Source organism: Bacillus pseudomycoides DSM 12442 (assembly GCF_000161455.1).
Classification (GTDB): Bacteria; Bacillota; Bacilli; order Bacillales; family Bacillaceae_G; genus Bacillus_A; species Bacillus_A pseudomycoides.
Genome location: NZ_CM000745.1, coordinates 5,683,317 through 5,694,699 on the forward strand (window position 1 = coordinate 5,683,317; position 11,383 = coordinate 5,694,699).

General features: G+C 31.9%; 7 protein-coding genes and 3 pseudogenes. 6 read left to right on the forward strand and 4 right to left on the reverse strand.

What is annotated here, in order from left to right; all coding sequences use genetic code 11:
• The first annotated feature begins 1,469 nt into the window (after positions 1–1,469).
• Together BPMYX0001_RS28700 and BPMYX0001_RS28705 are read left to right on the forward strand one after the other, a co-directional pair.
• Positions 1,470–2,291, forward strand: a complete 822-nt coding sequence (locus BPMYX0001_RS28700) for a ParA family protein (protein WP_006097651.1) — start codon at positions 1,470–1,472, stop codon at positions 2,289–2,291.
• A gap of 1 nt (position 2,292) precedes the next feature.
• Positions 2,293–2,580: a hypothetical protein gene (locus BPMYX0001_RS28705; RefSeq protein ID WP_006097652.1), complete on the forward strand. Its 288-nt coding sequence runs from the start codon at positions 2,293–2,295 to the stop codon at positions 2,578–2,580.
• 271 nt (positions 2,581–2,851) lie between these two features.
• On the opposite strand, the gene BPMYX0001_RS28710 is transcribed toward BPMYX0001_RS28705, so the two are convergent.
• Positions 2,852–3,217 carry a hypothetical protein gene (locus BPMYX0001_RS28710; protein ID WP_006097653.1) on the reverse strand — a complete coding sequence of 122 codons (366 nt, stop codon included), beginning with the start codon at positions 3,215–3,217 and terminating at the stop codon, positions 2,852–2,854.
• Positions 3,218–3,780: 563 nt separating this feature from the next.
• Between BPMYX0001_RS28710 and BPMYX0001_RS28715 the strand changes: the two are divergent.
• Positions 3,781–4,023, forward strand: a pseudogene (locus tag BPMYX0001_RS28715) (hypothetical protein).
• Positions 4,024–4,621: 598 nt separating this feature from the next.
• Here BPMYX0001_RS28715 and BPMYX0001_RS28720 read toward each other — a convergent pair.
• On the reverse strand, positions 4,622–5,092 hold the full coding sequence (locus tag BPMYX0001_RS28720; RefSeq protein WP_006097656.1) for a DinB family protein: 471 nt from the start codon (positions 5,090–5,092) through the stop codon (positions 4,622–4,624).
• Positions 5,093–5,290: 198 nt separating this feature from the next.
• Here BPMYX0001_RS28720 and BPMYX0001_RS28725 point away from each other — a divergent pair.
• Both BPMYX0001_RS28725 and BPMYX0001_RS28730 read left to right on the forward strand, forming a co-directional pair.
• Positions 5,291–5,902 (forward strand): annotated as a pseudogene (locus BPMYX0001_RS28725) (IS1595 family transposase); the annotation flags it as partial.
• 116 nt (positions 5,903–6,018) lie between these two features.
• Positions 6,019–6,510: a DinB family protein gene (locus BPMYX0001_RS28730; protein ID WP_006097659.1), complete on the forward strand. Its 492-nt coding sequence runs from the start codon at positions 6,019–6,021 to the stop codon at positions 6,508–6,510.
• 357 nt (positions 6,511–6,867) lie between these two features.
• Here BPMYX0001_RS28730 and BPMYX0001_RS28735 read toward each other — a convergent pair whose 3' ends face one another.
• Entirely contained in the window at positions 6,868–7,425 is a 558-nt protein-coding gene (locus tag BPMYX0001_RS28735; RefSeq protein ID WP_006097660.1) for an AAA family ATPase, read from the reverse strand.
• Between the two features lie 829 nt (positions 7,426–8,254).
• The gene (locus BPMYX0001_RS28740; RefSeq protein ID WP_006097662.1) at positions 8,255–9,979 is read right to left on the reverse strand and encodes a helix-turn-helix domain-containing protein; all 1,725 of its coding nucleotides are present in this window, start codon (positions 9,977–9,979) and stop codon (positions 8,255–8,257) included.
• Between the two features lie 1,196 nt (positions 9,980–11,175).
• Between BPMYX0001_RS28740 and BPMYX0001_RS28745 the strand changes: the two are divergent.
• A pseudogene (locus BPMYX0001_RS28745) lies at positions 11,176–11,383 on the forward strand (hypothetical protein); the annotation flags it as partial.

Genomic DNA, 11,383 nt, shown 5'->3' on the forward strand with positions numbered 1-11,383 from the left:
CTCTCTTTTGAAATCAATGGTTTAGATATTGTCCGTTATTTCTATAATTCTATTACATGTAACACCTCTATCACTGCTATAATCTTCTTTTCAATATAGAAATATCTCTATTTCTATAATTAGATATTTCCCTATATCCCTATTTTTTATCACGAATATTGAAATAGAAATATAGGGGGGACTTTCTAAACATAACTGGAGTAGGATTAGTGAAAGATTCTATTACATATAACACATATATCTACTTTACCTTCTTCACAATAGGGAGGTATCCCTATTTCTATATATCCTTGCTTTAGTTATCATAAATATAGAAATAGAAAAAAAGAGAGATAGTATCCTAATGTTTAATCGATATTTTGGCTAACCTTCGTACAAAGGAGGGGGAATCAAAATCTTTTAGAGAACACCATCTGATTTATAATCAAATCCTAAAGCACCTGCTCTAATACAAAAGTGCCTATCTTCTCCCCAAAAAGAAAGATTTTTAATTGGGGAGAAATTTTAACTCCAGCTTGTAAGGCCTTTCGATTAATAAGTGTGCAAGCGCCTAATCCTCCAACATAAATGGTTAAACTGTCTTATAAACAATTAAACTTTATTTCAACTCTACACTATTAATGATCGTTGTTAATTATAGAATGAAAGACAACTAGTCCCTTTTGAAATCAATGCTTTAGGTATTATCCATTAATTCTATGCTCCTATTGCATGTACCACATATCATTGTTATAACCTTCTTTACAATATAGAAATATCCCCATTTCCATAATTAGATATTTCTATATATCCCTACTTTTTATTATTAAACATACAGAAATGGGATATAGGGGAGTTTTTGAAAAGTAACTGGAGTGGTATAAATGGTTGTTTCTTTTACATGTTCCAAATATCAACGCTACAACCTTCTTTACAATGTAAAAATAGCGATATTGGAGGATCTTTTGAAAAAATAGCTGAGTAGTACAAATAGTTGTTTCTTTTGTGCGTACCAAATATTTCCGTATTACCTTCTTTATAATATAGAAATATCCCTATTTCTATAAGTGGATATTTCTATACACTCCTACCTTTGCTATCAAAAATATTGAAATAGGTCCTTACCTTCAAGTTAAGCCCATACAACATCGACTATAGGAAAGGTTGTTTCTTTTTTATAACACCCCAAACAAAAAGAATTGTACAGTTCACCTGAAGTTGTCAATTCTCTTATTTTGAGATATTTGCTTCTTTTAACTTGATGGGCATGAAATAAAGGGATATAAAGACTTTTTCAAATAATAAATGGAGCGGTATAAATGACAGATTCTATTGCATGTACCACATATCACTGCTATAATCTTCTATATAACATAGGGAAATATCCCTATTTCTATAAATAGATACTTCCCTATTTCTATAATTCTTTTACTAAAATATAGAAATAGGGATATATGTGGGTTTTTCAAATAATAAATGGAGTGGTATAAATGGCTATTACAATTACTGTTGGGAATTACAAAGGGGGCGTTGGTAAAACCACTAATGCTGTATTAAACTCTTATGAATTCGCAAAAAAGAGGAAACGAACTTTACTCGTTGACCTTGATCCGCAGAGTAATGCAACAAAATCTCTAATGTTAACAAAATCTATCCTTAATCCTGATGAAAAGGTAACTTTAAATAAAACATTAATGAAAGGAATTCAAGATGGGAATTTAGATGGATTAGAAATTGAAATAATGGAAAATTTATATTTAATTCCTTCTTATGTTGATTTTCAAGATTTCGCAAAATTTCTATATAAATCTTGTTCTTCGGAAGCAGAAGAAGATTTCTACTTTAAGGGATTACTTGAGAAAATAAAACATAAATACGATTACATATTTATCGATGTTCCACCTATGTCAATTGAAGTCACAAAAAATGCAGTTGTAGCTTCTGATTATGTTCTTATAACTCTACAAACACAAGAACGTTCTCTTACAGGTGCAGAAAACTACATTAACCAACTAATAAAATTAAAAGAGCAATATGATCTTGATATTGAAGTTGTAGGTATTCTTCCAGTGCTATTAAAAAATAATGGTAAAGTGGATGAATACATTATGGAAAATGCTCGTGAAATTTTTGGTGAAGAAAACCTATTTAAAAATATCGTTCCACAGATGGAACGTATTAAAAGGTTTGATGTAAACGGTATTACTGAAAATGATAGACATGATTTAAATGTAATAGAACTATACGAAAAGATTAGTGATGAATTATTGTCTCGTATCAATATTTTTGAAAGTTTGAAGGTTGGTGTATAACATGGCAAAAACTCCTGGATTATTAGTCAGAAAAAAGAGCAATTTTAATCCAACAGATCCTTATATCCCAAACGAGGATTCAGTTGTAACACCGGAGAAAAAGAAATTTAAAAACCAACAGGGCAGTATTAAAATTTCTAGTCAATCTAAGGAAGAGCTTGGAGCACTAATGAAACTCACTAATAAAAAATATGCTCATGAAATAATTGATTTACTTATACATCATTATGTAGAAAATCAATTAACTCCTGAACAGAAAAAGAAATTTAAATTATTAACAGAGATCTAGAAATATAGAAATATCCCTATTAAGAAATAGGGATATTTCTATATTTTCGTAGTTTAAAAAAATACCGTCACCAGAACTTCCACCTCGACTTTTTCTTCTCTTTTGCCGCTGCAGCTTCCTCATGATATTCCTTATGTAAAGTGATAATAAAGTTATTTAATTTCGATATAAAAATATAAGAGCCTTGCTACATTTTTTTGTCGTAAAGCTCTTTAAAGTTGTTTAATTCTTATGGAACTAAAGCACTCGTTACTCTATTTAGTTAAATAAGTTATTTATTAGGAAAATTGTCAATCACTTGGATAGCTAGTTTCAACGCTTTTATTCTCCTTTCTAAAAGCGTTCTTTGGGGACTACCAGCCTTTGACTTATCATAAATGTTATCAATTGATGGAAGCAAACCAGTAAGAACATTGCGAGCTTCTGCTAATTCTTCCTGGGTGTAATGATGGGGCCTTTGATTCCAAACGTTTTCTAGCATTGCTAAGCCGATGCAAACAGCTTTGAGTCGTTTCTTTACTAAGGTAGTATTTGTGCCTTTCTGAGTCATCTGTGACAAGGCATTTTCGAGTTTACTGATTGTCGATTGTAAAGATTTTATTGCTACCAATTTATCTACATTTGATACGTTTTCCATGTTAGTACTGTCCCTTCTTCGTTTCTGAATTATTTTGCCTGATACTTGATAAAATCGTTAAGAACCTGATTTCACTCGCAATATTTTACCATAACTAACTCTCTTTGAGAGGGATTCTCAAAAATCCGCCCCAATTGTTGAACACAAGTTAACTAACACTCTTCAACTAACCTGGCTGTTAGTCCAATAAGAATTAAACAACTTTATTATTTTTCAAACGACTTTATTGTAAATTAAACAGCTTTTTTGTCACTTAACACTTTAATCAATCGTTTTGTCTCTAAAGCTAACTGTTTAATATTTTCCTTGTACTTGGCTACAATAACACTACGCCACTAATCAGTAGTAACATCCCATTATTTTTGTGCTAGTAGCGCTATTCTTTTTATCTCTTCAAGATCAGGAGTATCCTTTTAGTTTCATTTTCATTGTAGTCAATCTCTTTTGACATCGATGGTTTAGGCATTATCCGTTAATTCTATTACATCTACCACATATCATCGCTGTGTTCTTTTCCCGCACCATATAAATATCCCTATTTCTATATATCCCTACTTTTTTTTATCAAAAATAGCGAAGATACTCCTGTTTCTTCACCTAAAAATGAGTAAGAGGAAAAGGAATTTAAAAACCAACAGAGCAGTATTAAAATCTCTAGCCAATCTCATGAAGAGCTTGGAGCACTAATGAAGCTCACTAATCAGAAATATGCTCATGAAATAATAGATTTACTTATACATCATTATGTAGAAAATCAATTAACTCCCGAACAGAAAAGTAAATTTAAATTATTAAAAGAGATATAGAAATATCCCTACATAGAAATAGGGATATTTCTATATTTTTGTGGTTAAAAAAAATATCGTCACCAGAACTTCCTCCACGACTTTTTCTTTTCTCTCTCCGCTGCAACTTCCTCATGATATTCCTTCATCAATCGTTTTATCTCTAAAGCTAACTGTTTAATATTTTCCTTGTACTTCGTTAGCTACAATAACACTGGGCCACTAATCAGTATTAACCCCTCCATTGTTTCTAAGCCAGTAGCGCCATTCTTTTTATCTCTTCAAAATCTGGATTATCCTTTATTTTCATTTTAGTTAATCGCCTTTGACATCAATGGTTTAGGCATTATTCGTTAATTCTATTATATCTACCACATATCATCGCCGTGCTCTTTTCCTATGATATAAAAATATCCCTATTTCCATAAGTGGATATTTCTATATATCCCTACTTTTTTTATCAAAAATAGCGAAGATACTGTTGGTTTGTAATAAAGTTTGATCAAAATGCTTAGGTTGTTTGTTGCTAGTGAATAATTTTTTATAAAAAAGTTTAATCATTTTCTATCTGTGTTTGCTCCACAATCGTGCCCTTTAATGAAATAACTAGAAGATTCAGTCAACTATTTGATGGCCATGACCCCTGCATTTTCCTTAATTGAATAATTTGGCCTGTATGATAAGCATCATGAAGCATGATGTCCTGTAATTTCTCCTCAAGTGAATTTTGCTCAAGCTCTTTTTCGGAAATTGCACTCAATGCCTGTCTTAAATTACGTTGAGCATTTTCAGAACGTTCAACGACTTTCTTCCATTCCTTATCATCATTAGATTGATTGGTAAGATAAAAGGTTTCATCACCGTCGAGATTATGTGTCCATTCACGGCCTTCCAAGTTTGCAGCAAGTCTCTCTTTATAATAAATGAGATGATTAACGTTTTCCCAAATGGTATTAGTTGCCTCTTCAGATGGTTTCCAGATAGCCTGTTCGGCTGTAAGTCCTTCTATAGCATGTTTAAACGGTGCATACCAACTCTCTTTATCGAATGTTGAATCTAGTACGTTTAAAAGCAAGTCAATTCGTTTCAAAGTAATCTCCCCCCTAAATAGTTAAAGATTCAAAAAAATCCTTATAACTCTATCGAGATTCTACATTTTTAAGTAAACTTCCTGCTTTTTAACTACCCTGCTAATCTTATTCCACAAACTGGCCCTTTTCATGAAGAAAGACGCTCTCCTTATTTCAGAAAAGCGCCCTTTAATGAAATAACTACACCACTTGATTTTGCATTGAAACAGATGGATTTTGAACTTTTCGAAGACATAGTAGAAATGGATGAAACCTATTTCCTCTATTCCGAGAAAAGAAAACGGAATATCCAAGGTCGAAAACCAAGGTTATGCGGTGGTAATTCAAAGTTTAGAGGAATAAGTAGGGACCAAGTATGCGTTCTTGTAGCCAGAGACCGCCAAAAGAGAACGTTTTCCAAAACAATAGGAAAAGGGCGTATTATAACAAAGAGTTTGGACGAAGCGTTAGGTTCCAAACTATCAATACAAAATGTTCTGTGTACGGATGCTTGGCGGGTGTTTATGACTTATGCCAAAGAAAAAGGAATTGAGCATCATCGCTTGAAAGCAAATGGAAGGGAGCGATTTAAAGGGATTTATTACATCCAGAATGTAAATAGTTATCACAGCCGTTTAAAGAGCTGGATGAAGCGTTTTAATAGTGTAGCGACTAAATATCTAGACCATTATTTGAGCTGGTTCCAATTCTTAGACACCATCAAACATATAAAAGATAACTTTACGATAACCAAAATGTTTTTAGACAGTTGTTCTTTCTCAGTTAACACAACTTATGATAAACTAAAGTTATTAGAATTTTACGAATAATAGAACGTTCATTGTTCCGTTAAAGGACCAGTTTAATAGCTATCTACAACACGCCACAAATGGATTTTGACCAAAGGGATTATCTATTAAAGGGATTAAATTGGAGGGAATAGAAAATGGATGTAAAGACACTATTGTTACAACAATGGGCAAGCTGCTTAGATGAAGAAGACTGGTTTCCACCACTTGAAAAAGTGCTAGAGGATATTACTTTTGAACAGGCAATTTGGAAACCAGTTGAGGGGGCAATGAATTCCATTTGGGAATTAGTTTGTCATTTACTTTTCTATAAAAAGAGACTTCTGGTGCGATTTCTTGGTGAAACAGCGAATGAGCCACAGGCAGAAGATAATAAATCTACATTTCGATTACCAACTGAGACGTTTCAAAATTGGAAGGAAACAAAACAAGAATACTTTTATGTTCATCGTGAACTTGAAAAAATACTAGCAAAATCAGAACAAGAAGATTTGTATAGACAGATCCCTGGAGAAAGATCATTAGTGATTGAACTGAAGAGTTTAGCATTGCACGACGCATATCATATTGGGCAAATTGTATTCCTAAGTAAAATGCAAGGAGCTTGGGCAGGGAAACGCAGCTTTTAAAAAGCTTCATTAGCTTTACAGTTATTTCATTATAGGGGGCTTTAATGGAATAAGAACGGGAACGTCCAAATCGGACGTTCCTATATTTTATACCTGAAAAACAACAATACTATTTAACAAAGCCTTTAATTGTAGCTTTAGAATAAAGATTGTGTTGCTTTGGAATAAAGTTTGATAAAAATGAAGTCACAAAGCTTTATTTAACAGCCACAACAAAAACTCCATTTTGAAAAAAAGATTGATCAAAATGGAGTTACTCTTTTTAACTAAGTATGAGATTTTTATAAAAAAGTTTGATCATTTCTATGATATTTCCTCCATTAAAGCGCCCGATAATTGAAGATCATTCACGTGATTTTATAATTCAAACCTTTTTGACACTATTTCAGCTACTTCTGCAGCACTCAAATTTGTATTATTAATTTTTATGTAGTTCTCATTTTTAATTTCACCTTTATGGGAGTTCAATCTGTATTTTTCCATTGAATCCCTTAGTTCATTCTCCGACCAATCAACGTTTCTTTTGGTAGGTTTATGCTCAAGTCGATGCGGACTTTTATTTCGTTCCAGCCTCTCGTCCATATCGGCTTCTAATTCCACAAAATATATAGTGGCACCCTGGGATTCAAAGATTTCACATGTCTGGTCTACGAAGTCCCAATCCTCTTGTTGATCAAAAGCCCACACATATGTAAAGATCAAACCTTCCAGTTCACTCTCAGCCACTGCCTTGAATATTTCTTTTCTAAATAAAGTTGACAACCTCCACATTTCCGGGCTAAAGCTGAATAAGGGCTCAAGTAATTCAATGGTCATATGGTTATGAAATAATTTCAATCCAGTTACTTTAGCTAACTCTTGCCCTACTGTCATTTTACCAACTGCTTGCGGACCAAATATAAGTACAAATTTCATAGACTTCCTCCATTAATGATTTTTTATTATTATACCAATAATTTCAAGTACCCTTTTTCACAAACTTCATACTATCTGAAAAATTTTAGGTTGTTCAGTAACTACATTTCACATTAACGTTTTTAATTTGTTTACCTGAAAAAGTTATGCTGTTAAATGGCCCAATTGTTGAACACAAGTTAACTAACACTCTTCAACTAACCTGCCTGTTAGTCCAATAAGAATTAAATGACTTTATTGTAAATTAAACAACTTTTTTGTCACTTAACACCTTCATCAATCGTTTTATCTCTACAGCTAACTGTTTAATATTTTCCTTGTACTTAGCTACAATAACACTACGCCACTAATTAGTAGTAACACCCCATTGTTTTTGAGCTAGTAGCGCCATTCTTTGGATCTATTCAAAATCAGGAATATTCTTTAGTTTCATTTTCATTGTAATTAATCTCTTTTGACATCAATGGTTTAGGCATTATCCGTTAATTCTATAACTCTATTACATGTACCACATATCACTGCTATAATCTTCTATACAACTTATAGAAATATCCCTATTTCTATAAGTAGATATTTCTATATATCCCTACTTTTGTTATCAGAAATAGCGAAGATACTCCTGTTTCTTTACCTAATAATGAGCAAAAACAAGTGAATCTACAGGAGGAAAAGAAATTCAAATTATTAACAAAGACTTAGAATATAGAAATATCCCTATTTCTAAAAAGGGATATTTCTATATTTCGTTTTAAAACCGGAAAATTCAATAACTACATTAAAAAGAGTCCTATTTCTAGGACTCTTTTCAATACTAATTTTTAGCTTAAATTTACATTTTATCGATGATCATTTGTCTTTTATACCATTGATTTAATTTGTCTCTCGCAGTTCCAGAGAGACGCTTTGTTTTTTTATTATAGAATCTTGAAAGAGTGGGCTGTGATATGCCTATCTCTGCTGAGAGCTCCCGCATAGTTATGTTCTTTCTCCGATGCATAAATTCTATTTTATCCCGAATTAACTGTTCATTTCTATTTATATCTAAGGGCCTTTCTTCAGTTTTTACTGGCTGATTATCCCTATGAATTACATCAATAGTCTGCTTCTTTACTAGGCTTTCCGTTGAATGAATTACATCAGTATCCTTCTTCTTTGCTAAGTTTTCCATTGAACGAATTAATTCATTAGGTGGTAGTATTACTATTCCTAACTGTGAATAATATTTTTTAAACCAATTCTTCTTCGTCAATTGATCCTCATCTAACTCCTTATCATATCCCCAATGAGAAATTACACCTTCTTTTTCTAAATCACTTAAAACATTTTCTAATTGATCACGAATACGGTTAGGCTTTTGCTTTTGGTTAATGCCCATTACTGCTAATAACCCTTTATCTCCCCCTATAGAATATGGCCTTTTTAAGTTAGAAAACATTTGACGAATTCTCCACTGCCATGTCAAATAACGAATTAATCTTTTATGATATTTGTGTCTATAGCTATTATATTCAAGGGCCTTTTTTGATAATAGTGCTGTAGTGCTATTAGATCCATATAGATAACTGGATAAGAAACTGCCCGGTTTAATTCGGCACGATTCTATACCCATGTATTCATTTGTATTTTTATCCCTCCAAAGCACTACAGAATCTAATACAAATAACCGTTTAATGACTTCACGCTTCACCTCATAATGTTTACCTGTTTCAGCGCGATCATTTAGTACAACTACTTCATTCTCATCGTTTAAGTATATAAAAATACTTGCTAGAGCTGCTATACGTTTAGCTACCTTAATCTTATCTTCCACTCTATAATATTCAACACCATTTGCTTTTGCTTTTGAAATACTGCACATTTCTAAAACTTGTTCATATGAAAAATCAATAAATTCATCAGGTGAATTTGCTTCATTTAGCCATTGAATTGTGATGGTATCTAATACGTCCGCTGTTAAATCATCCATATTACTCATTACACCATCTACTAATGTGTTCCATCTTGCGGCCTCTTCAATATTTGTTAACCTTAAATCTTCGTCTTTATGAGATGAAAGCTGTGCTACTCCATTACTATCTTTCGCTTCAATGGGATATGATTTTAATTTTGTATTTTCATCTTCTTCAAATTGATTCTTTGCTATCCCATCTCTTAACTTATAATAAACGGCGGAATTATTTACTTCTAAATAATTTTCATGCGCTATATTCGCAGTAGGTTCAATCACTGGTGTATGTGTTATTGTATTAACTGTTTCTTCATTACGAAACTCTTGGGCTATAAAGACATCTATTGTCTCATGAATTTTTACTTTGTAAGCATCTATGTTTTTGAATATATCTAAAGCTGAAATGCCCTTTCCTTGTTGCTGCTTCACCCACTGTACAAGCATTGAGAATGATGGAGAAAGGTATTCTGAAGTTACAATTTTACTATTATCTGCTTCAACGTCTACATAGTAAGAATTCCATTTATGCCACAATTGCTCGTTCTGTTTATAAAGTGGTTCTGTTATTGATAATGCATCTCTAAACAATTGTAGAACGTCTTCCATATATATTTTGCTCCTTACATAAATTTAATAAATGTTATCTAAACGTGAAAATACTTAGCTATATGATGTCCCTTTCTAAATAACAAGAAAGGTAATTAGAATATTCTATTTTAAATTTTCTACGTTACACCTTTACAGGGTCTTAGTATTCATACCTATCCCTGTAAATGATTATACAAGACCAATTTAATTTGTAAAATCCTAATACAACTTAATTCCAAGGCTAATGTAATATCCTAACTTTTTTCATAAACGTGAAAATCTGTAGCTCTATCATTGCCCATTTAACTGCACAAAAATGTTAAAAAAGAGGTTCTTTTGTAATTCCAATATGGAACATGAAAATTTCGAGCTATATGATGTCCCTTTTGAATAATGAAAATGTTCTATAACTCCTTTGATATTATACATTCACTACCTTTTGTTCGCATTTTCAACTATTTATATAATATGAAAATCTGTAGCGGTATGATGTCCTTCATTCATACAAAGATGAAAAGGTCTTAGTTATATGATGTCCCTTTTACTATTTAAAATTTCGAGATTGAATCCTTTAATATCAACGCTTAAAGACTATTCTATGAATAATTTCATATCTAAAAACATGAAAACTCATAGCTATATGATGTCCCTTTTGAATGACGTGAATGTTCTATAAACCCTTTGACATCATACATTCACTGCCTTTTGTTCGTATTTTTGGCTATTTATATAACATGAAAACCTGTAGCGGTATGATGTCCCTTTTTTTATAAAAAGATGAAAAGGATTTAGCTATATGATGTCCCTTATAAAATTTGAAATTTTGAGTTCAAACGCTTTAATACCAACGTTTAAAGGCTATTCTATAAATAATTTTATATCTGAAAACATGAAAACTTACAGCTATATGATGTCCCTTTCGTATTTATAAAAGAACCTCATAAACATTGTTATATCAATGTTTATGAGGTTCTTTCTAATAATTTATTGATTTTCTAGAAAGATGAAAATCTGTAGCGGTATGATGTCCATAAAAAAAAATCGATAAATCTTCAAATCCCTTGATACACAAGGGATTAACGTGCATTTCATCTTTTCATTTTTTCTCTTAAAGGGGCATATTTCATTAAATTTCGATTTGATATAATCATAATTGGTATATTTTATAGTGTTTTGGCATATATTTCTGGATTTATATGTAGGAGGTGAAAAAGATGGGACAATCATTTATTATTCGTAATCAACGTAGTCTAAATGGACAAGATACAAATGCAGTTTTAGTAACATTGAAATCTTGGCAGAAACTTGTTGAAGCTTTTGAAGAAAAATACTACAGCTATAAAGATACATACCTTGAGGATATTCTGGATCATATGACATATGAAGAACGCATTGCTGATGTAGACGGATTTGTGGCTCAGG